The 19,839-nt window shown below is 65.5% G+C and carries 20 protein-coding genes, 3 tRNA genes and 2 pseudogenes; 13 read left to right on the top strand and 12 right to left on the bottom strand.

Annotated elements, in window-relative coordinates; translation table 11 throughout:
- Positions 1-168: 168 nt before the first annotated feature.
- Positions 169-879 carry an outer membrane protein gene (locus WHZ77_RS12860; protein ID WP_168213723.1) on the top strand — a complete coding sequence of 237 codons (711 nt, stop codon included), beginning with the start codon at positions 169-171 and terminating at the stop codon, positions 877-879.
- A 248-nt stretch (positions 880-1,127) separates the two neighbouring features.
- Positions 1,128-1,370: a hypothetical protein gene (locus WHZ77_RS12865; RefSeq protein ID WP_375313995.1), complete on the top strand. Its 243-nt coding sequence runs from the start codon at positions 1,128-1,130 to the stop codon at positions 1,368-1,370.
- A 38-nt stretch (positions 1,371-1,408) separates the two neighbouring features.
- On the opposite strand, the gene WHZ77_RS12870 is transcribed toward WHZ77_RS12865, so the two are convergent.
- Both WHZ77_RS12870 and WHZ77_RS12875 read right to left on the bottom strand, forming a co-directional pair.
- Positions 1,409-1,663, bottom strand: a complete 255-nt coding sequence (locus tag WHZ77_RS12870) for a hypothetical protein (RefSeq protein ID WP_375313996.1) — start codon at positions 1,661-1,663, stop codon at positions 1,409-1,411.
- Positions 1,664-2,000: 337 nt separating this feature from the next.
- Positions 2,001-2,390, bottom strand: a complete 390-nt coding sequence (locus WHZ77_RS12875; RefSeq protein ID WP_375313997.1) for a hypothetical protein — start codon at positions 2,388-2,390, stop codon at positions 2,001-2,003.
- Between the two features lie 101 nt (positions 2,391-2,491).
- On the opposite strand from WHZ77_RS12875, the gene WHZ77_RS12880 reads away from it, so the two are divergent.
- Entirely contained in the window at positions 2,492-2,656 is a 165-nt protein-coding gene (locus WHZ77_RS12880) for a hypothetical protein (protein WP_375313998.1), read from the top strand.
- A gap of 1 nt (position 2,657) precedes the next feature.
- On the opposite strand, the gene WHZ77_RS12885 is transcribed toward WHZ77_RS12880, so the two are convergent.
- Positions 2,658-2,891, bottom strand: coding sequence for a hypothetical protein (locus WHZ77_RS12885; RefSeq protein ID WP_375313999.1), 234 nt, complete (start codon positions 2,889-2,891; stop codon positions 2,658-2,660).
- 230 nt (positions 2,892-3,121) lie between these two features.
- Between WHZ77_RS12885 and WHZ77_RS12890 the strand changes: the two genes are divergently transcribed.
- The 3 genes and pseudogenes from WHZ77_RS12890 to WHZ77_RS12900 form a co-directional block, all read left to right on the top strand.
- Positions 3,122-4,819, top strand: coding sequence for a methyl-accepting chemotaxis protein (locus WHZ77_RS12890; protein ID WP_375314000.1), 1,698 nt, complete (start codon positions 3,122-3,124; stop codon positions 4,817-4,819).
- Positions 4,820-5,071: 252 nt separating this feature from the next.
- Entirely contained in the window at positions 5,072-5,791 is a 720-nt protein-coding gene (locus WHZ77_RS12895; RefSeq protein ID WP_375314001.1) for a class I SAM-dependent methyltransferase, read from the top strand.
- Positions 5,792-5,867: 76 nt separating this feature from the next.
- Positions 5,868-6,185: pseudogene (locus tag WHZ77_RS12900) on the top strand (class I SAM-dependent methyltransferase); the annotation flags it as partial.
- 47 nt (positions 6,186-6,232) lie between these two features.
- Here the strand turns inward: WHZ77_RS12900 and WHZ77_RS12905 are convergent.
- Both WHZ77_RS12905 and WHZ77_RS12910 read right to left on the bottom strand, forming a co-directional pair.
- Positions 6,233-6,307 (bottom strand) — tRNA-Thr (locus tag WHZ77_RS12905).
- Positions 6,308-6,470: 163 nt separating this feature from the next.
- Positions 6,471-6,950, bottom strand: a complete 480-nt coding sequence (locus WHZ77_RS12910; protein ID WP_375314002.1) for a hypothetical protein — start codon at positions 6,948-6,950, stop codon at positions 6,471-6,473.
- 272 nt (positions 6,951-7,222) lie between these two features.
- Between WHZ77_RS12910 and WHZ77_RS12915 the strand changes: the two genes are divergently transcribed.
- Positions 7,223-7,675, top strand: a complete 453-nt coding sequence (locus WHZ77_RS12915) for a hypothetical protein (protein ID WP_375314003.1) — start codon at positions 7,223-7,225, stop codon at positions 7,673-7,675.
- A 67-nt stretch (positions 7,676-7,742) separates the two neighbouring features.
- Entirely contained in the window at positions 7,743-8,240 is a 498-nt protein-coding gene (locus tag WHZ77_RS12920; RefSeq protein WP_375314004.1) for a hypothetical protein, read from the top strand.
- A 124-nt stretch (positions 8,241-8,364) separates the two neighbouring features.
- Here WHZ77_RS12920 and rlmB read toward each other — a convergent pair whose 3' ends face one another.
- Complete coding sequence (gene rlmB / locus WHZ77_RS12925) at positions 8,365-9,195, bottom strand: 23S rRNA (guanosine(2251)-2'-O)-methyltransferase RlmB (protein WP_375314005.1); 831 nt, start codon at positions 9,193-9,195, stop codon at positions 8,365-8,367.
- A 201-nt stretch (positions 9,196-9,396) separates the two neighbouring features.
- Here rlmB and WHZ77_RS12930 point away from each other — a divergent pair.
- Positions 9,397-9,482: transfer RNA gene (locus tag WHZ77_RS12930), tRNA-Tyr, on the top strand.
- 118 nt (positions 9,483-9,600) lie between these two features.
- Here WHZ77_RS12930 and WHZ77_RS12935 read toward each other — a convergent pair.
- From WHZ77_RS12935 to WHZ77_RS12945, 3 genes and pseudogenes are all read right to left on the bottom strand, one after another.
- The gene (locus WHZ77_RS12935) at positions 9,601-10,632 is read right to left on the bottom strand and encodes an LLM class flavin-dependent oxidoreductase (protein WP_375314006.1); all 1,032 of its coding nucleotides are present in this window, start codon (positions 10,630-10,632) and stop codon (positions 9,601-9,603) included.
- Between the two features lie 95 nt (positions 10,633-10,727).
- Positions 10,728-11,707 (bottom strand): annotated as a pseudogene (locus tag WHZ77_RS12940) (NADPH:quinone oxidoreductase family protein).
- Between the two features lie 56 nt (positions 11,708-11,763).
- A complete protein-coding gene (locus tag WHZ77_RS12945; RefSeq protein ID WP_375314007.1) occupies positions 11,764-13,821 on the bottom strand; it encodes an ATP-dependent helicase in 2,058 nt (685 codons plus the stop codon).
- 129 nt (positions 13,822-13,950) lie between these two features.
- On the opposite strand from WHZ77_RS12945, the gene WHZ77_RS12950 reads away from it, so the two are divergent.
- Positions 13,951-14,553: a TMEM175 family protein gene (locus WHZ77_RS12950; protein ID WP_375314008.1), complete on the top strand. Its 603-nt coding sequence runs from the start codon at positions 13,951-13,953 to the stop codon at positions 14,551-14,553.
- Between the two features lie 9 nt (positions 14,554-14,562).
- Here WHZ77_RS12950 and WHZ77_RS12955 read toward each other — a convergent pair whose 3' ends face one another.
- The gene (locus tag WHZ77_RS12955) at positions 14,563-14,943 is read right to left on the bottom strand and encodes a YciI family protein (protein WP_375314009.1); all 381 of its coding nucleotides are present in this window, start codon (positions 14,941-14,943) and stop codon (positions 14,563-14,565) included.
- A gap of 166 nt (positions 14,944-15,109) precedes the next feature.
- Here WHZ77_RS12955 and WHZ77_RS12960 point away from each other — a divergent pair, with 166 nt between their 5' ends.
- From WHZ77_RS12960 to WHZ77_RS12970, 3 genes are all read left to right on the top strand, one after another.
- Entirely contained in the window at positions 15,110-15,319 is a 210-nt protein-coding gene (locus WHZ77_RS12960; RefSeq protein ID WP_375314010.1) for a hypothetical protein, read from the top strand.
- Positions 15,320-15,348: 29 nt separating this feature from the next.
- Positions 15,349-15,552, top strand: coding sequence for a hypothetical protein (locus WHZ77_RS12965; RefSeq protein WP_375314011.1), 204 nt, complete (start codon positions 15,349-15,351; stop codon positions 15,550-15,552).
- Positions 15,553-15,918: 366 nt separating this feature from the next.
- Positions 15,919-15,992: transfer RNA gene (locus WHZ77_RS12970), tRNA-Gly, on the top strand.
- 51 nt (positions 15,993-16,043) lie between these two features.
- Here WHZ77_RS12970 and WHZ77_RS12975 read toward each other — a convergent pair.
- Together WHZ77_RS12975 and WHZ77_RS12980 are read right to left on the bottom strand one after the other, a co-directional pair.
- Entirely contained in the window at positions 16,044-17,465 is a 1,422-nt protein-coding gene (locus WHZ77_RS12975) for an HlyD family type I secretion periplasmic adaptor subunit (RefSeq protein ID WP_375314012.1), read from the bottom strand.
- Positions 17,452-19,620, bottom strand: a complete 2,169-nt coding sequence (locus tag WHZ77_RS12980) for a type I secretion system permease/ATPase (RefSeq protein ID WP_375314716.1) — start codon at positions 19,618-19,620, stop codon at positions 17,452-17,454. The genes WHZ77_RS12975 and WHZ77_RS12980 overlap by 14 nt, the downstream gene beginning before the upstream one ends.
- Positions 19,621-19,839 lie beyond the last annotated feature (219 nt).

Below are 19,839 nucleotides of genomic sequence, written 5' to 3' on the forward strand. Positions count from 1 at the left end.
TGCGCCGGCGACAAAATCTGTCGGCGCGAGCAGACGTGACGGAACAAAATCGCTCTGTTGCCGCGCCGTCACAGTCACGAACGATCAACGTTCCGGCATCGCCGCGAAGCAACCTAAATCACGCCACGTTGTTTCCTGAGTGTCGATTTTGAAAGAACGGGGATGACCATGAAGACGATTTTGCTTGGCGCAGCAGCCGCTCTGCTTGCACTGGCCGCGCCGGCCGCAGCAGCCGACATGCAGGCGCGCACCTACACCAAGGCTCCGGCCTATACGCCGCCGCAGGTGATCTACAATTGGACCGGTTTCTATATCGGCGGCCATGTCGGCGGCGCCTTCGCCGGTGACAGCAGCTTCCAGTCCAGCGACGCCCGCTTCCTGGGCGGCGTGCAGGGTGGCTTCGACTATCAGTTCGCGCCCAACTGGGTCGTGGGTATCGAGGCCCAGTATTCCTGGCTGCCGACCAACAACAACGGTGTCACGTTCCCGCTGGGCACGCAGGTGACGTCGAATACCGACCAGCTCGGGTCGGTGACGGGCCGCCTCGGCTACACCTGGGGCCCGGCGCTGCTCTACGCCAAGGGCGGTTACGCCTGGCGCAATGGCGGCCTTGGCGTCAACGTCGCCGGCGTCGCTCAGCCCTTCACCGCCACCGGCAACAACAAGGACGGCTATACCGTCGGCGCCGGCCTCGAATACATGTTCGCACCGAACTGGTCGGCCAAGGCCGAGTACCAGTATTACAACTTCGGCAGCACGACTATTACCTCCGGTCCGGCCGACGTTGTCGGCGTCCGGGGCCGGGACGACGAGCATACCGTCAAGGTCGGAGTGAACTACCGCTTCGGCTGGGGCGGCCCGGCAGCCTCGCGCTACTGAGCGCGGCCAACGCTCACGATCTGACAAAGGCCGGCTCCCGCCGGCCTTTCGTTTGCCAGGCTCGGGTTTGGCCCCTTGTTTGCTTTGCGTGAACCATCTGGCGCGTCATTTGCAAGCAAACGGTCGGACGCGCGCTTTCTCACGGGCGTCATGAGGCGCGGGTAAAGCAAAAATAATTTTTGCGGACTAGGGAACTCGCGCTCCGGAACGCGTTATATGAGAATTACCGGGCTGGTAGGACGACGGACATGCGTATCTTGGTGTCGGCAGTAGCGCTCTCGTGCTTCATTTCCTTGCCTTGTGCTGCACAGACAATCCTCAAGTCCGAGCCTTTGATGCTGGCGCCCTATGAGGTGGCCTTCGTCAAGGATGCTTCCTGCCCGTCAGGCAAGGTGCTCAAGGTCACCGGCGCGATCCGCGGGCTGCACCGCCGCAAGGCCTGCGTGGTGCTGGCGGGCGAGCAGGCCTCGCTGGCGACCGCGACCCCCTGAGATCTGCCCTTTCGATCTCTTCGGCTTTCCGCCGCACCTCAGGAATTCAGCTCAAGCTCCATCCTGGACAGGCGCTCGGCCTCGGCCTTGTTCTTGGCGGGGTCCTCGCCTTGGGCGGCCCGGCACGGTTTGATCTTGTAATCATTGTCGAGCACCCGGCGCGGCCCGGGACGGTCGTTGTCTGCGATGACATCGACGACGAGGCCACTCCGCTGCGCGAGTTTCCAGACGTCGGCCTCATCCGGATAGGCCTTGCTGAGTTGGGCGTCGTTGCAGAACAGGGCGTAGGGCATTCTTTCCGCTCCCGGAAAGCCCGTTAACGACCGGAAGCGGGACGGGTTCCGGCCTTGCAAGCGATCACGGGGGCGTGATCAGGGCGGCAGGGCCTGAGTCGTAAACGAGTCCTGAATCCCAGAAAAAAGAATCCCCGGGACTCGTTTGGCGGAATCAGCGGATGTTTTCGGCCATGACGACCGAGCTCAAAACCTCCTGCGGGCACATGCTGCTGCCCCTCACGCTGGCACTGCTCAGTGCCTGCGCGGCCAACCTCTGGCTGGTGTGGTCCTGGCTATAAGGTCCCGGCTATGAGGTCTTGCCTCTAAGCGCCCGGCTGTGAGGCGGTCGCTCGCCTCACTTGTCCGCCTCCGGGCGGACAGAGGGGGCGCGGATGGCGGCACGCAATTTGGTCAGGGTGGCTGCGCAATATTCCTCGCGCTCGCGCTCGAACCGTTCCTGATGCTTGCGGAAATTGGCGATACGGGCCTGCATCTCGGAGCGGAAATCGCCGCTCGCCCGTGGCGGCGAGACCGCGACCGGTTGGGGCGGCGGGGCAGCTTTCGGAGGCTCGACCTCGACCGTGAAGGTCTCGACGGTCACCGTCTCGACCGCGGCGGTCTCCACCCACACGGCCGCATCCGTCGGGATCTCCGGCGGATGGTAGCCATCCTTCTTGCCGGTGACCGATTGGACGAAGGCCATTGTCTGCGCGATCAGCGCGTCGCGTTCCCTGATCCACTTCATGGGGCACCTTTGTTGGCCCCATTCCAGCAAAGTTGGCCGGCCGAATCAAGAATATACCCCCGGGGGATTGCATATTTTTCCCGATCGCCGGAAAGTGGGGCATGGATGCCAAGACCAACCCATCGGACGAGGCGCAGGGCTTGAGGCTCATCCGCGCCTTCCTGTCGCTGCCGCCCGAGAAGCGGGCGGAGGTGATCGCGTTCGTCGAAGAACTGGCGCGGTCCCATGGCCGCCGCGACGAGCGGCCGGAGGTATCCCCGACCTGAGCTAGCGTTGGCGCGGATCGACGTTGGGTACGAACACGGGACCGCCGACCACCCGGACCGGCGGCTGGGCCGCGACATCCCACCGCCTGCCGTCGGCGACCTGCTTCTCCGAGACCTTCGCGGGCGCCTGCCCAAACACCGGTTCGAGCAGCGTCACGGTGCCGGCCACGACGCCACAGAACAGCGTCACCGTCGCCAGCAGGAATATGTTTCGATTCTCTTCTCTAATCCGCATGCGCCAAGAACGACTTGGTCGCGCAGTTGGTTCCGGGCAGGCGAAAGAGAACCAGTGCTGCCAAGAACGGCTGAAGCTTACGCGAAGCTTACGATCGAGCTTGAAATGGTTGTTTTTCCGTAAGAGTACCCCTGTCATTTGGTATCAAATTTTAACGCCCGCCGGTTCCAATGGCGTCGCTGGGACTGCTTCGGTCGCTGGGGACCGGATAAAATCATTGGACGGCTGGAATGAGCTTTTTGAACAATCTGAAGATCGTGTGGAAGGTAGCGCTGATCGTGGCCGTGATGGGCTGCGCGATGGTCGGAGTTGCCGCTTTCGGCACCCGCGAGCTCTCCGCGACCGTCGACGGATTTGGAGAGCTCGATGCCGCACAGTCGGCCGCGCTCAACATCACGCGGGCCCAGCGCCGCATCGAGACCTATCATGCCGCGCTCTATGCGGTGTTCACCGAAGCGACCGAAGCAGGCAACGCCAATCGTCTCAAGACCGCAAACCAGAACCGTAACGAGATCACCCAATATCTCGATGCGGCGGAAAAGGATGATCCCTCCCGCGCGACCGAGATCAAGAGCATCAGCAGCCAGTTGAAGGCCGTCTTCGGCGGGTGCGATCCCGTGCTTCAGGCCGGCTCGCAGGCGACCAGCCCGGAGGAGAATTCGCGGGCTGCGGAACGCGCGCACAAGGAATGCGATCCGTTGATCGACGCGTCGCTGGATCGCGTGGCGAAATTCACGGCTGAAGTCTCGAAGGTTGTTGCACAGCGCAAGGAAGCGATTAACCGCGACGCCAAATCCGCGACCTGGGCCGTGCTCGGCGTCAGCGCCGGCGGCCTTCTGATCGGCATCGCGATCGCACTCTTCATCGGCCTCAACGCGATGTCCCGGCCGATTGCCCGGCTCAAGCTCGCGATGGAGGGCCTTGCCCGCAACGATCTCAAGACCGAGGTGCCCGAGAAGGACCGCCGCGACGAGATCGGCGACATGGCCAAGACCGTCGAAGTGTTCAAGACCAACGCGCTCGAGGTCGAACGCCTCAAGGCAGCCCAGGTCGAAGCGGAGAAGCAGGCTGCCGAGCAGCGCCGCCGCGACATGGTCAACCTTGCCGACGGCTTCGAACGCGCGGTCGGCGAGATCATCGAGACGGTGGGCTCGGCCTCTACCGAGCTCGAGGCGTCGTCCTCGACGCTCGCCACCACCGCACAGCGCGCGCAGGAACTGACCTCGGTCGTCGTGACCGCGTCGGGCGAAGCCACCGGTAACGTGCAGTCGGTTGCGACCGCCACGGAAGAGCTGTCCTCCTCGGTCAACGAGATCAGCCGGCAGGTACAGGAATCCGCGCGGATGGCGGGCGAGGCCGTCACCCAGGCCCGCACCACGACCGAACGGGTCAGCGAGCTCTCGATCGCGGCCACGCGCATCGGCGACGTCGTCGAACTGATCAACACCATCGCCGGCCAGACCAATTTGCTGGCGCTGAACGCCACGATCGAAGCGGCGCGTGCCGGCGAGGCCGGCCGCGGCTTCGCCGTCGTCGCCGCCGAGGTGAAGACGCTGGCCGAGCAGACCGCGAAGGCGACCGGCGAGATCAGCCAGCAGATTTCCGGCATCCAGTCCGCGACGCAGGACTCCGTCAACGCGATCCGCGACATCTCCGCGACGATCGAGCGTCTGTCCGAAGTGTCGTCGACCATTGCCGCGGCCGTCGAGGAGCAGGGCGCCGCGACCCAGGAGATTTCGCGCAACGTACAGCAGGCTGCTCACGGCACCCAGCAGGTCTCGTCGAACATCACCGACGTACAGCGCGGCGCGGCCGAGACCGGCTCGGCCTCTTCGCAGGTGCTCTCGACCGCGAAGATGCTGGCATCCGACAGCAACCGGCTGAAGGACGAAGTCGGGAAATTCCTGCGGACGGTGCGCGCGGCGTAAGCATTCGCGGTGGGTATCCGTCCGCCGCGAACCCGCGATCTAACGCGCGAGCAGGACACCAGGAGCGAACATCAACAGCACGGCCGTCATGATGACGGCCGTTGCCGCGCCGGCAATGATCTTGGCCTTCTCTCTGGGAGTGGTGGAGTGCATCGGTGTTGCAATCTACCTGATGTTGAACTCTGATCCAATCTGTGGTCTGTAGCCGCGCCCGCGACGCGCGCGGCCAACATCCATGTCCGAAGGTTGCCCATGAACGAGGATGTCAGCGACGGCTGGGCCGCGTCCGCGGCCGCCTGGATCGTCGAGCAGGGTGAGGAGGGCGACTACGGTCGCCGCTTCGTGCTGGATGCGCCGATGCGAGCGCGGGTCGAAGGGCGAGGCTTCCGCACTGCGCTCGATGTCGGCTGCGGGGAAGGGCGTTTCTGCCGTCTCATGCAGCGTGCCGGCATCCGCACGACCGGCATCGATCCGACCGAAGCGCTGCTGGCGCGCGCCAGGGAGCTGGACCCAAGTGGCGACTATCGGCTCGGCCGCGCCGAGGCGATGGATTTCGATGCGGAATTCGATCTCGTCGTCAGCTATCTCAGCCTGATCGACATGCCGGATCTCGCCGCGGCGATCGCGAAGATGGTGGCGGCGCTGCGGCCAGGCGGAACGCTGCTGATCGCCAACCTGACCAGCTTCAATACCGCGGGGCCGCCCGAGGGTTGGACGCGTGACGGCGACGGCGTCTTGCGATTTGCCATCGATCACTACATGGAGGAACGCTGCAACTGGCTGAGCTGGCGCGGCATCCGCGTCCAGAACTGGCACCGTCCGCTCAGCACCTACATGACGCTGCTGCTCGATCACGGCCTCCAGTTGCGTCTGTTCGTCGAGCCGGAGCCGACAGGGGGCGATCCCGACAGAAATGCGCGCCATCGCCGCGTGCCCTACTTCCACATCATGGAGTGGCAGAAGCCGGCGTGAGCATGACGGGATGGAGATTCCGGATGCACGACGTGTTAGTGTGGTCACGACGGAATCCTGATTTGAGGTCCGCCCGATGATCGCGAAACGTCCACCCGTGCTCGCCCACGACCGCTTCGTCGCCGATCGCGAGAATTTTGCCGGCCTCGATCTTGCGGCGCGGTTCGAGCGGATCGAGAAGACGAACCTCTGGGGCGCGGCCAGTTCGGTCTCAGGCCTCGGCTCGGAGGACCCGGCGACAGAAGCGATCCGGGAGGAGCTTCCTTCCCTGCTGCAACGGCTCGGCGCGCGCTCGCTGCTGGATGCGCCCTGCGGCGATGCCGGCTGGATCGGCCGCGTCGCGCTCGGCTGCGACTACACCGGCATCGACATCGTGCCGGCGCTGATCGAGGCCAGATGCAGTTGCGGCGCCGTTGCGCGCGAAGGCTGCGCGTCGAACGCTGGTGCCGGCTGAGGGGATTGAACCCCCGACCTTCGGTTTACAAAACCGCTGCTCTACCGCTGAGCTAAGCCGGCGACGCTTGAATGCGGGCAGGAGCCGGCATCCGCCGGGGCTGTCCGCCCGTGCGCGTCGCAATATCAGACTTGGCTGGAAAGTGCCAGAACCCGGCGATGGATCACGGGCATGAAACAGGCGGCCCGAGGGCCGCCTGTCCGGTCTCGCTCAGATGATGTCTGCTTACTGGCAGAGATGCGGACGGCCGTCCTCGCCCTTGAAGTAGGTGCCGGGCGTGCAGACGAAGCCGTTGCGCTGGCCGTAGGTGCGGTTGTCCCAGCCGCGGTTGTTCCAACCGCGATTGTCCCAGCTATCGTCATAGGCGTAGCTGTTGTCCCAGGCGCGGGCAGGCGCAGTTGCGATCGCAGCCGCGGTGCCGACCGCCGCTCCGGCGACGCCGGCCGCGACGTCGGTCGGCCAGAAGCCGGTGCGGCTCCTGTTCCAGTCGTTATTCCAGTCGCCATTGCTCTGGCGATAGGCCGCGCGGCGCTGGCGGGTGCCGCTGTCGGTGTAGGGATTGCCCGGGCCGAGATTCTGGCAATTGGCGTTGGGGAATTGGGCCGAGCAGCGGGCCGGATTGGTGATCACGGCCTGCGCCATGGCCGAGCCTGCCAGCATGGTCGATGCGACCGCGACGGCGCCGAGAAGCTTCATCTTCGTCATTGTTGTCTCCCATTTGATTGATGGGGGCTAAATGCCGGCGGCGGCGGATGTTCCGGTGACACAGCTCGATTATTTTCCTGCCGCGGGTCAAACGGATGTGAGCGCGTGTTCCAGTGCGCGCGGGGCACGTTAACGCTTCACTAGCGCGCGTTGCCGCATTTGAGCGGCATGCGATCCTGCTGTGTTAGGCTTACCGGCATTTGGTGAAGGGGCCTTAACCCTCTGTGCGTCGTGATCGGTTACGTTGCGGGCCGGATAAACGAGATCCCGTCATGCGCGCATTTGCGCTCGCTGCCTTTCTGATCGGACTGCCCGCGACGGCGTTTGCCGGCGGCGGCTTCGATATCGTCGTGCCCGGCCGTCCCGGCGTGCCGATCATCATCAACAATATCGACGCGTCCTATAGCGTCGTCGAGGGTGTCTGGGGCCTCGGCAAGAACGTCCAGGTGCAGCCCACCATCTATGGCGGGCGCTATGTCGCCGAGCGTCAGCCCGAGGACGTCGGCCATTATTATCCGACGCTGGGCTTGCGGCCGGGCTATGGCCGGCTCGAGGTCGAGCCGCCCGCGAACCGCAAATTGCCGAAGCCGGCCGAGACTTATCGCGAGAGCTGGAGCGCGCGATCCGCGCCGCTGCCGGCGCAGATGGACGTCCCCGTCAATCCGCCGGCGGTGATCCTTGCGCCTGAGATCAACGACACTCCGCGGTACCGTCGGCCGCGCTGAAGTGCCCGGCGGTCGCCGGGTCAAGAAACGTCAAAATCCAACAAACGGAAATCAACAGGAGAGAGTAATGCGTCAGATGATTTCGGGACTGGTCGCGGCGGCTGCCGTGATGTTCGTCGGGGCCGCGCCGGCTGCTGCCTGCGGCTTCAATCCGTGCCAGCCGGTCGCGCCGGTCTATTCCGGCTGCAACACCGGTTGCGGTGGCTACGGTTACGGCGCCTATGAGCGTCTCGCCGAGCTGACCACGCAGTATTATTACGTCAACCAGGGCCCGACCTATACCGGCCCGGGCGCCTTCGCGCCGTATCCGACCTACCGTGAGGACGCGGTCGTTGCGCCCGCCGAATATGGCTACGGCCGTGGCTATGGCCACGGTTACGGCTATCGCGCTGCCGCCTATCCCTATCGCCGCCCGTACTACCGTCCGTATCGCTACGGCTACGGCCCGCGCGCCGGCTATCTGCCGCGCACGCATTACGGCTACGGCCCGCGCTACGGCTACGCCCATCGCCACGCGCCCGCGCCGTACTACGGCGGTCACCGCGTGCTGCGCCGCTATTACTGATCGCCTGATCGGTTGAGCCAACGAAGCGCCCGTCCGCATCATGCGGGCGGGCGTTTTGCTTTTTGGATCTTATTTTTTCGCGTTTTCTTGACGCGAATCGGTATCCACTTCGCTCGAAAACGCTCTACCGCTTCATCAGCCCGAGCCGGCTCGCGCCGACATAGAGCGAGAGCACGGCGGCATTCGAGACGTTGAGGCTCTTGATCTCGCCGGGCATGTCGAGCCGCGCCACGATGCTGCAGGTCTCGCGGGTCAATTGCCGCAGGCCTTTGCCTTCAGCCCCCAGCACCAGCGCGAGCGGTTCGCGCAGCGTGACCTCGCTGAGATCTTCGCCGCCTTCGCTGTCGAGGCCGACGGTGAGGAAGCCGCGCTCGTTCAGTTCGGTCAGCGCGCGCGCGAGGTTCGGCACGGTGACCATCGGCACCAGCTCGAGCGCGCCCGAGGCGGCCTTGGCCAGCACGCCGGTGGCCTCCGGACTGTGGCGCGCGGTGGTCACGACCGCCTTCACCGCGAATGCCGCGGCGGAGCGCAGGATGGCGCCGACATTGTGCGGATCGGTGATCTGGTCGAGCACCAGCACCATGCCATCGAGCTGTAGGTCCTCGATATCAGGCGAGGGCAGGGGATCGGCCTCGGCGAGCAGGCCCTGGTGCACCGCGTCGGGCGACAGCAGCCGGTCGATCTCCTGGGGCCGGACGATCTCGGGGGGGACGCGGGTTTCGATGTTTTCGTCCGCCAGCCGCCTCGCGGCGTTCTCGGTCAGCGTCAGCTTGCGGATCTGCCGCGCAGGATTGGCGAGCGCCATCGTGACGGTGTGCCAGCCATAGAGGATGACCGGCCCGTCGGGGTCCGAATCGCGCTCGCGCCAAGTCGGCCGGCCGGCCGATTTCCCGGGTTTTTTGAAGGGCTTACCGCCGCCGCGGCGACCTTTCGGGCCGAATTTTCGATCGTTCATGGGCTTGCTTGTGTCATGGGTCCCCGAATATGGCAATTTGGGCCTATCCGGGGTGATTTAGCTGGTCGTCTTGGTTGACTTTGCCCACCCGTTTCGCCCATAACCGCGCCCGGTCGCGTCCCCATCAGGGCTGTTGCGGCTTCAAGTTCCATGGCCGTCTTCGGTCGCCGGAAAGTCCGGCCCGATGTGCTGCCGTCGAGCGGGGGAGTGTCCCGAGTGGCAAAGGGAGCTGACTGTAAATCAGCCGTCTTATGACTTCGAAGGTTCGAGTCCTTCTTCCCCCACCATCCTTCGCTCGCTTCGCGAGCTACGTCTCGGCAAGCCAGCCAAAATCATCGTCACGCGAAGCTAGCGAAGGCTGTCACGCCGTAGCCTGCAGGCCGTAGGCGGGACCGGCTCAACGAGCTACCCCATCATCTCCCGCACCATCGGCACCACCTTGCGCCCGTAGAGCTCGATGCTCGTCATCAGCTTCTCGTGCGGCAACGGCCCGGCCGAGTATTTCAGCTGGAAGCGCGAAATGCCGAGCGTCTTTGCAGTCTTGGCGATCTTGCGCGCGACCGTTTCCGGCGAGCCGACATAGAGCGAGCCGTGCTCGGCCTCGCTGACGAACTCGTCGCGGCCCATCGGCGGCCAGCCGCGCTCCTTGCCGATGCGGTCGCGCATCGCCTTGTAGTGGGGCCACAGCTCTTCGCGTGCCTGCGCGTCGGTCTCGGCGACATAGCCGGGCGAATGCACGCCGATCGGCTGCGCGGCGCGGCCGAACTCCTTGAAGGCGCGGTGATAGAGCTCGACGAAGGGCGTAAAGCGCGCGGGATCGCCGCCGATGATAGCGAGCATCAGGGGCAGATCGTAATGCGCCGCGCGCACCACCGATTTCGGGCTGCCGCCGACGCCGATCCAGGTCTTCAGCGTGCCGTTCTCGACAAGGGGATAGACCAGCTGATCCTTCAGCGGCGGACGCAGCTTGCCTTCCCAGCTCACCGGCTTCTGCGGCAGCAGGGTGGCGAACAGATCGAGCTTCTCCTCGAACAGCTCTTCGTACTTGCGCAGATCGAATCCGAACAGCGGAAAGGATTCCGTGAACGAGCCGCGGCCGAGGATCACTTCGGCGCGGCCGTTGGAGAGTGCATCCAGCGTCGCAAAGCGCTGGAACACGCGGATAGGGTCGTCCGAGGAGAGCACCGTCACGGCCGAGCCGAGATGAATGCGTTTTGTGCGCGCCGCGATTGCCGCGAGCACGGTCTCGGGCGAGGAGATCGCGAAATCAGATCGGTGGTGCTCGCCGAGCCCGATGAAATCGAGGCCGAGCTCGTCGGCCAGCACCGCCTCGTCGACGACGTTGCGGATCACTTGCGCATGCGCAAGCGTGGCGCCGGAGGCATCCCTGGTGACGTCGCCAAAGGTATCCAGTCCGAATTCGAGCGGTGCGGTCATCGATCAGGTCTCTGTGGGATGATCGGCGAGATGTAATGAACCGCAGCCAGGCCACAAGGCGGCTTTCGGAAATGCTCGGTTTCCGTTCGTGAGGCCTATTTCGAGATCCGCACGACCATCTTGCCGAGCGCGGAGCGCGTTTGCATCGTCTTGAATGCTTCGCGAAAGTCTTCCAGTGCGAAGACGCGGCCGACCGCGGGCTTCAGTCTGCCATCGGCGAGCCATCCGGTCAGTTGCGACATCAGGCGCTTCTGAATGTCAGGCTCGCGCGTTGGGATTTGCGCGAGGTCGACGCCGAGCAGGGCGCCGCCCTTGAGCAGCGGCAGATTGAAAGGCAGCGCGGGAATGGCGCCGGCGGCAAAGCCGACCACGAGATGGCGTCCGCGCCAGGCGATGGACCGAAACGCCTGCACCGAGATTTCGCCGCCGACAGGATCGAAGATCACGTCTGCGCCGTGTCCTCCCGTCAACTCCTTGAACGTGTCGCGCCAGCCGGCCTGCGTGTAGTCGATCACCGCGTCGGCGCCGTGCGCCCGTGCGAACGCGCGCTTCTCCTCTGTCGATGCCGCCGCGATCACGCGGGCGCCGAGCAGCTTGCCGATCTGCACGGCCGCGGTGCCGGTGCCGCCGGCCGCGCCCAGCACGAGCAACTGTTCGCCTGCGACGATCATGGCGCGCGCCTCAGTGCGTAGAGCGCAGTGAGATAATTGGCGCGGAATGAAGCGGCGACCTCGGCTGCAACGCCATCCGGCAGCGGGTGGAGTGCTTCAGGCTTGACCACGATCTCTTCGGCGAGCGCGCACGAGCGCGTCATGCCCATCACGCGCATGCCGGGCCGATAGCCTGCCGGCTCGCCCGGAGCCTCCGCCACAACGCCCGCGAACTCCGTTCCGGGAATGAAAGGTAGGGGATCCTTGGTCTGGTAAAGGCCCTGGATTTTCAAGCCGTCGACAAATCCGATGCCTGCCGCTTCAACCCGAATGCGCAACTGTCCGGGCTCGAGCCGCGGAGACGGAACGTCCTTCAGCGCGATCTGATCGATGGGGGCGTATTGCTCGACGACGACGGCTTTCATGGCGGACCTCTGCGGTTCCTTTTATCCTGACAGGTCCCGACGCCGGTCTCTTGCGTCTACCGCCACATCCCCCGCATCCGCGCGCCGATGTCGACCTTCGGCCCCTGCGCGCCGGTACGCGCAGCGCCAGCGGCGGCCTTCGGCCAGGCGGTGCGCTCGAACAGATAGACGAGGGATTCCGGAATGAAGCGGGTGCGCGAGGCGTAGACGTGGCGGTCGCCCTTGGCGGCCTGGCCGTGGACGAAGAAGCGCTGGGGAACGACGAGGTGCAGATCGTCCTTGGCCCGCGTCATCGCGACATAGAGCAGGCGTCGCTCCTCCTCGAGCTCGGCGCTGGTGCCGGCGCCGAGGTCGGACGGCATGCAGCCGTCGACGACGTTGAGCACGAACACCGACTTCCACTCCTGGCCCTTGGCGGAATGGATGGTGGAGAGGATCAGATAATCCTCGTCGCGGAGCGGCGGCCCGGATTTGTCGCTGGTTGCATCCGGCGGATCGAGCGTGAGCTCGGTGAGGAATTTCTCGCGCGAGGGATAGCCGCTCGCGATCTGCTCGAGCTGCATCAGGTCGGCGCGGCGCGTCTCGGACTCCTCGTGGATACGATCGAGATGCGGTTCGTACCAGAGCCGCACGCGCTCGAGATCAACCGGCCATTCCGAATAGCGCAGGTTTTCGACCGTGTGGACGAAGTCGGTCCAGTCGGTGCCGGTGCGCGCGGGCACCGGGAGCTGGCCTAGTACGGACAGCGGATCCGTGCTCTCCGCCATCTGGTCGAGCACGCGCTGCGCGGTCGCCGGGCCGACGCCGGGCAACAGATGCAGGATGCGAAAGCCCGCGACGCGGTCGCGCGGATTCTCGGCGAAGCGCAGCAGCGCCAGCACGTCCTTGACGTGCGCTGCGTCGAGGAATTTCAGCCCGCCGAACTTCACGAAGGGAATGTTGCGGCGGGTCAGCTCGATCTCGATCGGGCCCGAATGCGAGGACGTGCGGAACAGCACCGCCTGGTGCTTGAGCAGCGCGCCTTGCTCGCGGTTGGCCAGCACTTCCTCGACGATGTAGCGGGCCTGGTCGGCTTCGTCGTGCACGGTGACGAGCTGCGGTTTTTGCGAGCCGGTGCGGTCGGTCCAGAGGTTCTTGGTGAAGCGCTCGCGGGCAAGGCCGATGACGCCGTTGGCCGCCGCCAGCACGGGCTGCGTCGAGCGGTAATTGCGGTCGAGCGTAATCATCTCGGCCCGCGGCGAGAAGCTCTGCGGGAAGTCCAGGATGTTGCGCACGGTGGCGGCGCGGAACGAGTAGATCGACTGCGCGTCGTCGCCGACCACGGTGAGCCCGCGGCCGTCGGGCTTCAGCGCCAGCAGGATCGAGGATTGCAGGCGGTTGGTGTCCTGATATTCGTCGACCAGCACGTGATCGAAGCGGCCGCCGATTTCTTCGGCGATCAGCGCGTCGCTCATCATCTGCGACCAGTAGAGCAGCAGGTCGTCGTAATCGAGCACGTGCTGAGACTGCTTGGCTTCGACATACGCCGAGAACAGGCCCTTCAGTTCGGCCGCCCAGCCGGCGCACCAGGGATAGTGCGCCCCCAGCACCTTCTCGATCTCCATCTCGGCATTGACGCAGCGGGAGTAGATCGACAGGCAGGTGCCCTTGGCGGGAAAGCGGCTCTCGGTCTTCGACAATCCGCGCTCGTGCCGGACGAGATTCATCAGGTCGGCGGAATCCTCGCGGTCGTGGATGGTGAAGGCGGGATCGACACCGATGCGCTCGGCATATTCGCGGAGCAGCCGCGCGCCGATGCCGTGGAAGGTGCCGGCCCAACTGAGGGCATCGCGCATGATCGCGGCGTTGTTCTCGCCGAGCACCTTTCGGGCGATACGCTCGACCCGGCCGGCCATCTCGGCGGCGGCGCGGCGGGAGAACGTCATCAGCAGGATGCGGCGCGGATCGGCGCCTGCGACGATCAGATGCGCGACGCGGTGGGCCAGCGTGTTGGTCTTGCCGGAGCCGGCACCGGCAATGACGAGCAGGGGGGCGCCCACGGTCACGCCGTCGGCCACGCCATGCTCCACGGCGCGGCGCTGCTCAGCATTGAGCGTATCCAGATATGTCGCCACGAATCGCCCCGGTGAAACGGCGAGAATCGGCTATCGCGGCGCGAATCGCAATGCGGCTGGACGGAGCTCGATTTAACACCTAGGGAAAAGCAGGATAAAAGTTCCAGCCCGAGAAGCGGCGCACCCGGCATGACCGAACCCAAGCCCGAGTCCAAGCCCGAGCAGTTCGAGATGCGGCGGCTGGAGTCGCTCAGCAACACCATCTTCGGCGTTGCCATGACGCTGCTCGCCTACGATTTGCCGAAGGCGGCCGTGTTCACCGGCGCGCCCGACTGGAACGATCTGGCCCGGGTCTATTCGGGCAAGCTGATCGGCTTCGCGCTCAGCTTCATCATCGCCGGCGTGTTCTGGATCAGCCATCACCGGCGGCTGGCGCGCCAGCCGGTGGGCAGCCGCGGCGCGGTAATGCTCAATTTGTTCTTCCTGCTGTCGATCGTGCTGCTGCCGGTGACCAACGGCCTCTACACCAACTATCCCATGAGCAGCGCTGTCGCCGTGCTCTATGGCGTGCATCTGAGCGCGATCGCCGGCCTCAACGCCTGGCTCTGGTGGCGGATATTGGGCGGCTGGAGCCATGAGATCATGGCCTCGCTGTTTCCGCTGCTCGTGTTCATTCCGGGCACGATCGTGGCGGCCTTCGCGCCGCACGCCGCGCCCTTCCTGTGGTTCATTGCCTTCGGCGGCCTCCTGATCCAGCGCTTCTATGGCGCGCGGACCGGGCCGGGCGCGTAAGGCCGATTCTTAGCCCCGTGTCGTGCCGAACCCGTCGGCCGGCACGAAAAGCTTGACCGGGCGAATCTCGTAGACCGCAGTCGGATTGACCTGACGCAGCGTCCGCGCCGCCGCGATGGCCTCTTCGTCGGTGTCGTAGTCCACGAGATGGAAGCCGAGAAGCTGCTCCTTGGTCTCGGCAAACGGGCCGTCCAGCACCATGCCCGCGCCGGGGCCGCGCAAGGTGTGGGCCTTTCTGGTGTCGTCCAGGCGGGCGGCCGGCCCCAAATGTCCGCTGGCCCGCAAGGGCGCCTGAACCTCGATGACCTTGGCGACGACGGCCGCGTCCTGCTCCGGCGTCCAGGCCAGGAGCTCGTCTTCCACGTGATAGGCCAGGATGGCGTAGAGCATCGTCACCTCGGTTGCTTATGAGTCCGCTGTCCGAAGGACGTATCACCGCCGTCGAATCCGACAAGCCCGCCGACGAAAATATTGCGTCGCGACGGGCGTGACGAAACCGTCCTGAAACCCGATTGCGGCCTTGCGGGGTGAACGCTGCCCAAAGCCGAGGCGACTGATGGCCACCAAGAACACTTCGGAGGCGGCCATGTCGACCATCAGGATCATCTGCGACGCGCGTCGGGCGGGAAAGTCTGATACCGCGGATCTGCACGACCAGAGCGGCCACCACCGCTATTACGGCAGCTCGGCCGAGAACGGCGGCGAGCGCATCGTCGAAAGCCGCCGCGGCAAGCGCCCGCGCGCGCCGAACGTCTGCGGCTTCTGAAGCTGCGCGCTTTGAGACAGCCTGCGACAATGAGCATCCTGCAGATATCGATTGCCGCGATGCCGCTCCTGCTCTCGCTCGTGAGCAGGTCCAGCAAGGCGATCGCGCCATGCCTGCTCGCGAGCATCTTCACCGTGCTGCTCGGCGATGAGCCCCACCGGGCGGTCATGGCCTGGTGCGTCGGCACGCTGATCGCCGCCGTCGCCATGCGCGAATGGCTCCGCACGATCTGAGCCGGCCCGCCGATGAAGGCAAATCCCAAAGGAAAAGGCGCGGCGGGGAAAACCCCGTCGCGCCCGATTTCGTGCTCGCTGGTCCAGGGCTGAGAGCGCCCCGATGCCAAGCCCTTCTCAGAACTTAGCGGGCGATCCCAGCGAGGTGACAGCGCTTGGTAAGAGACACTGGATCACCTCCTTTCGTTGGTTGCGGAAGATTCCAATATAGGCCGGCAGGCCGCCGCTGTTAAGGGGAGGGTGGCAGCGGGGGGAACCGGCCCTGTGCACAAGGGGAGGAAGGCGGCCCCGGGCCGCTTTCCAGGCGATAAAGCCATAGCTGGGGCAGTTGAGACCGCCGCCCGGCCGTGTTAGGGAGCCGGTGATGCGGGTGTAGCTCAATGGTAGAGCAGCAGCCTTCCAAGCTGAATACGAGGGTTCGATTCCCTTCACCCGCTCCAGCGCTGGTCTGGACTGAGCAGCCCAGCGCCTCTTGCGGGTCAATCGCTCGCTCACCGCTCCCTCAAGCTCTCCTGCCCATAACGTATCAGCGGCGACACCACGTAGCTGATGATCTTCCGCGTCCCCGTCTTGATCTCCACCGTCACCGCCATGCCGGGCGCGAGGTTGACCGTGCGGCCGTCGATGTCCATCTGCGAGCGGTCGAGCGAGACGCGGGCGGAGTAGACCAACTCCTGGCCCTTGGGCTCGCTGGAGGCGGTGTCGGTGCCGGCGGGGGTGTCGCCGGGCTTTTCCGGCGGCTTCTGGCGAACGATGGCGTCCTGGGAGACGCTGAGCACCTTGCCACTGCGCAGGCCGTAACGGGTGAAGCTGAAAGTGTCGACCTTGATCGCGGCTTCCTCGCCGGGCTGGACGAAGCCGATGTCCTTGTTCGAGATCATCGCCTCGATCTCGAGGCCGCCGCTGGTCGGCACCACCACCATCAGCGTCTGCGCGGGGGTCACGACGCCGCCGACCGAATGCACCGCGAGCTGCTGGACGATGCCGTCCTCCTGCGCGGTGAGGCGGAGCAGGCTGGTGCGCTGCTCGGCCTTGACGATGTCCTGGCGCAGGCCTGCCGCCTTCTGCTCGACCTTGGCGAGCTCGTCGAACAGGCCGCGCTGATATTCCGCCTCGGTCCGCCGCAGCGTCTCCTCGATGCCGCCGACGGCGGCATCGGCCTCGGCATAGTGGCTCTTCTGGACCAGCAGTTCCTGCTGTTGCGCGACCAGATCCTGCGTCTCCGTCAAATATTGCAGTTTCGAGCCGAACTCGCGGTCGACGAGATATTTTCGCACGTCGACCCGCTGTTGCATGATCGGGATCAGCGCGCTGATCTTGCCGATCGTCGCCTCGGTGGTCGATCGCTCGGCCTTCTTCTGCGTGCCCTGCCATTCCAGCGAGGTGATCTTCGAGGCCTGCTCGGCGGCCTGCGAGGCCAGGAAGCGCTTGGCGGTGCGGATCTGCTCGGTGGTCGCGCGCGCGGGCGCGATGAACTTGCCGGGATCGCCGCCAGCGAGCGCAGCGTGCAGGCGCGCGATGTCGAGCTCGCTTGCGAGCAGATCGCTCTGGAGATGGCCGAGCTCGGCCTGGCTCATGGTGGGATCGAGCTCGATCAGGAGGTCGCCCGCCTTGACGCGCTGGCCGTCCTGCACGTGGATGGCGCGCACCACCGCGGTCTCGAACGGCTGGATCACCTTGGTGCGGCCGTCGGGCACGATCTTGCCGGTGGCGGTCGCGATGATGTCGACGGTGCCGATGCTGGCCCACACCAGCGCGATCAGGAACACCGCGGAGATGGACGCGGAGATGGCGCGTCCGACCGGGGAGGGCGGGGTGTCCACGATCTCGAGCGCCGCGGGCAGGAACGCCAGCTCGTCGCGCGTGTGCGTCGGGCTGCGCAGAGCGTCCATCAAGGCCTTAGCCGACTTCATGGATGCCTGCCTGGACACGGTGCAGCGTGGCGTAGCGGCCGCCGCTGCGGATCAACTGGTCGTGCGAGCCGTCCTCGACGATGCGGCCCCGCTCCACGGTGATGATGCGGTCGGCGGTGCGGACGGTCGAGAGACGGTGGGCGATGATCAGCACGGTGCGGCCCGCGGTGATCTCGCGCATGTTCTGCTGGATCACGCGCTCGCTCTCATAATCGAGCGCGGATGTAGCCTCGTCGAAGATCAGGACGCGCGGATTGGTCGTCAGCGCGCGTGCGATCGCGATGCGTTGGCGCTGGCCGCCGGAGAGCGTGCTGCCGCGCTCGCCGATCACGGTGTCGTAGCCGTCCTGAAGTTCGAGGATGAACTCGTGCGCACCGGCAAGCTTGGCCGCGGCCACCACGCGCTCCATCGGCAGCGCGGGGTCGGCCAGCGCGATGTTGTCGCGCACCGAGCGGTTGAACAGCACGTTCTCCTGCAGCACGACGCCGACCTGCCGGCGCAGCCAGGTCGGATCGACGGCGGCAAGATCGTTGCCGTCGACCAGCACGCGGCCGCTCTCCGGCAGATAGAGCCGCTGGATCAGCTTTCCGAGCGTGCTCTTGCCGGAGCCGGAGGTGCCGACGATGCCGACGATCTGGCCGGCCGGAATCTTCAGGGTGATGTCGTTCAGGATCTGCGGTCCGTCGATGCGATAGCGGAAGCCGACATGCTCGAAGGTGATGTCGCCGCGTATGGCGGGCAGCGCCGCGCGCCCGGGACGATGGCTCGGCTCGGGCGTGGTGTTGAGGATGTCGCCGAGCCGCTCGACCGACAGCCGGGCCTGGTGGAAATCCTGCCAGAGCTGGGCGAGCCGCAGCACCGGGGCGGTGACGCGGCCCGACAGCATGTTGAAGGCGACGAGCTCGCCGACCGTGAGGTTGCCGTCGATCACCAGCTTGGCGCCGAAATAGAGCAGCAGCGCCATGTTGATCTTGCTGACGAACTGCACCGCTTGGCTCGCGACATTGCCGAGATTGACGACGCGGAAGCTCGAGGCGACGTAGCCGGCGAGCTGCTCCTCCCAGCGCTTCTGCATCTGCGGCTCGACCGCCATCGCCTTCAGCGCCTCGACGCCGGTGACGCTCTCGACCAGGAACGACTGGTTCTCCGCGCCGCGCTTGAACTTCTCGTCGAGACGGTGGCGGAACAGCGGCGTGGCGCCGGCCGAGATCACGATGTAGAGCGGGAACGACGCCAGCACGATCGCGGTCAGCAGCGGCGAGTAGAACGCCATCAGGCCGAGGAAGACGAAGGTGAAGAACAGATCGATCACCAGCGTCAGCGCAGACCCCGTGATGAAATTGCGCAAATTCTCCAGCTCCCGCACCCGCGCCACGGTGTCGCCGACACGGCGCGCCTGGAAATAGGACAGCGGCAGCGCCAGCAGATGGCGGAACAGCCGCGCGCCGAGCTCGACGTCGATGCGGTTGGTGGTGTGCGAGAACAGATAGGTGCGCAGCGCGCCAAGCACGACCTCGAAGATCGAGATAGCGACGATGCCGACGACGAGGACATCCAGCGTGCCGAGGCTGCGGTGCACCAGCACCTTGTCGATCACCACCTGGAAGAACAGCGGGGAGACCAGCGCGAAGATCTGGAGGAAGAACGAGGCGAGCAGGACTTCGCCGAGCAGGCCGCGATAGCGGTTGATCGCGCCCATGAACCAGGTGATGTCGAAGCGCCGCGACAGATCGGCAAGGCCGGCGCGCCTGGTCATCAGGAGGATGCGGCCGTCCCAGATCACCTCGAACTGCGCCTTGGTCAGAATCTGCGGGCGCGGCGAGCCCGGATATTGCACGATGGCCTTGCCGTCACCGGCCTTGCCCAGGATCAGGAATCCGCCGTCGCGCAAGGGGACGATGGCCGGCAGCGGGGTCTTGTCGAGCCGGTCCCAGCTCGTCTTCACCACGCGGGACTTGATGTTGAACTGCCGGGTACAGCGCAGAATCTCGGTGATGCCGACCTCGGTGACGCCGAGCTGATGGCGGAGCTGCTCCGGCTCGGCGGGGACGCCGAGGAACTGCAGCATCATGACGAGCGCGGTGAGGCCGGGATCGGCCGGCGGCTTCGGAACGGCCTGGACCGGCGGCTCCTTTGCGGCGGCATCCCGCGACATGGTCTCGTTCAGGCTCATCGGCAGCACATTTCCGCGGGTCGGGTCCGGACGATCTCACGGACGGGTGTCCGGCCGGACGGCAGGGCGGCCGATAGCTAACGCGGCTATGTTACGGTTTGATAACTATGTCAGATCGCTCACATAAGGGCCCGATTGGGCGGTCCGCGGCGCGATCGTACGCATTGCGCACCGGGGCGAACCCCGGTGCGCAGGCCTCGT

This window comes from Bradyrhizobium sp. A5, assembly GCF_042076515.1.
Lineage (GTDB): Bacteria > Pseudomonadota > Alphaproteobacteria > Rhizobiales > Xanthobacteraceae > Bradyrhizobium > Bradyrhizobium cosmicum.

Excerpts from the sequence above, each read along its gene's own strand:
- WHZ77_RS12975 (WP_375314012.1), bottom strand. The coding sequence starts at position 17,465 with ATGAAGTCGGCTAAGGCCTTGATGGACGCTCTGCGCAGCCCGACGCAC.
- WHZ77_RS12860 (WP_168213723.1), top strand. The coding sequence starts at position 169 with ATGAAGACGATTTTGCTTGGCGCAGCAGCCGCTCTGCTTGCACTGGCC.
- WHZ77_RS12960 (WP_375314010.1), top strand. The coding sequence starts at position 15,110 with ATGGCCACCAAGAACACTTCGGAGGCGGCCATGTCGACCATCAGGATC.
- WHZ77_RS12915 (WP_375314003.1), top strand. The coding sequence starts at position 7,223 with ATGCGCGCATTTGCGCTCGCTGCCTTTCTGATCGGACTGCCCGCGACG.
- WHZ77_RS12955 (WP_375314009.1), bottom strand. The coding sequence starts at position 14,943 with ATGCTCTACGCCATCCTGGCCTATCACGTGGAAGACGAGCTCCTGGCC.
- WHZ77_RS12920 (WP_375314004.1), top strand. The coding sequence starts at position 7,743 with ATGCGTCAGATGATTTCGGGACTGGTCGCGGCGGCTGCCGTGATGTTC.
- WHZ77_RS12885 (WP_375313999.1), bottom strand. The coding sequence starts at position 2,891 with ATGCGGATTAGAGAAGAGAATCGAAACATATTCCTGCTGGCGACGGTG.
- rlmB (WP_375314005.1), bottom strand. The coding sequence starts at position 9,195 with ATGAACGATCGAAAATTCGGCCCGAAAGGTCGCCGCGGCGGCGGTAAG.
- WHZ77_RS12965 (WP_375314011.1), top strand. The coding sequence starts at position 15,349 with ATGAGCATCCTGCAGATATCGATTGCCGCGATGCCGCTCCTGCTCTCG.
- WHZ77_RS12980 (WP_375314716.1), bottom strand. The coding sequence starts at position 19,620 with ATGTCGCGGGATGCCGCCGCAAAGGAGCCGCCGGTCCAGGCCGTTCCG.
- WHZ77_RS12880 (WP_375313998.1), top strand. The coding sequence starts at position 2,492 with ATGGATGCCAAGACCAACCCATCGGACGAGGCGCAGGGCTTGAGGCTC.
- WHZ77_RS12890 (WP_375314000.1), top strand. The coding sequence starts at position 3,122 with ATGAGCTTTTTGAACAATCTGAAGATCGTGTGGAAGGTAGCGCTGATC.
- WHZ77_RS12910 (WP_375314002.1), bottom strand. The coding sequence starts at position 6,950 with ATGACGAAGATGAAGCTTCTCGGCGCCGTCGCGGTCGCATCGACCATG.
- WHZ77_RS12950 (WP_375314008.1), top strand. The coding sequence starts at position 13,951 with ATGACCGAACCCAAGCCCGAGTCCAAGCCCGAGCAGTTCGAGATGCGG.
- WHZ77_RS12895 (WP_375314001.1), top strand. The coding sequence starts at position 5,072 with ATGAACGAGGATGTCAGCGACGGCTGGGCCGCGTCCGCGGCCGCCTGG.
- WHZ77_RS12935 (WP_375314006.1), bottom strand. The coding sequence starts at position 10,632 with ATGACCGCACCGCTCGAATTCGGACTGGATACCTTTGGCGACGTCACC.
- WHZ77_RS12870 (WP_375313996.1), bottom strand. The coding sequence starts at position 1,663 with ATGCCCTACGCCCTGTTCTGCAACGACGCCCAACTCAGCAAGGCCTAT.
- WHZ77_RS12875 (WP_375313997.1), bottom strand. The coding sequence starts at position 2,390 with ATGAAGTGGATCAGGGAACGCGACGCGCTGATCGCGCAGACAATGGCC.
- WHZ77_RS12865 (WP_375313995.1), top strand. The coding sequence starts at position 1,128 with ATGCGTATCTTGGTGTCGGCAGTAGCGCTCTCGTGCTTCATTTCCTTG.